This is a genomic window from Buttiauxella gaviniae ATCC 51604 (genome assembly GCF_001654835.1).
Classification (GTDB): Bacteria; Pseudomonadota; Gammaproteobacteria; order Enterobacterales; family Enterobacteriaceae; genus Buttiauxella; species Buttiauxella gaviniae.
On sequence record NZ_LXEP01000101.1, the window covers coordinates 1 to 584 of the forward strand.

The 584-nt window shown below is 61.5% G+C and carries 1 protein-coding gene; it reads left to right on the plus strand.

Going from position 1 to position 584, the window contains the following annotated elements:
• Window positions 1-15 precede the first annotated feature (15 nt).
• Window positions 16-584, plus strand: a 569-nt coding sequence (locus tag M977_RS23905) for an Ig-like domain-containing protein (protein WP_245163552.1), incomplete at its 3' end; no start/stop codon positions are given.

Below are 584 nucleotides of genomic sequence, written 5' to 3' on the forward strand. Positions count from 1 at the left end.
GCCAGCGAATCCCGTATGCCAACGCTCGTCAGCGGAGAGGTGTCCGGTGATGCGCAGGTGGGTGACCACGTGGTGGTCAGCGTGAACGGCCAGAACTTCTATGGCACGGTGACCGATGAAAACGGCCAGCTGCGTTACGAAGTCCCGGTGCCGACGGCGGCGCTGAATGAAGGCAGCAATGATGTGCAGGTGATGGTCACCGGTGTGGATGCATCGGGTAACGCCACCACGGCAATTGAGCACACCACGGTGGTGCTGGACACCCAGGCCAGCAATGCCCTGACAATCGATACGGTGGCGGGCGACGACACCGTCAACGCCAGCGAATCCCGTATGCCAACGCTCATCAGCGGAGAGGTATCCGGTGATGCGCAGGTGGGTGACCACGTGGTGGTCAGCGTGAACGGCCATGAATATCGCGGCGATGTGGTGGCGGATGCCAACGGCCAGCTGCGCTATGAAGTACCGGTCCCCACCGCGGCGCTGAATGAAGGCAACAATGATGTGCAGGTGATGGTCACCGGTGTTGACGCGTCCGGTAACACCGCGATTGCCGTTGAGCACAAAACCGTGGTGCTGGACAC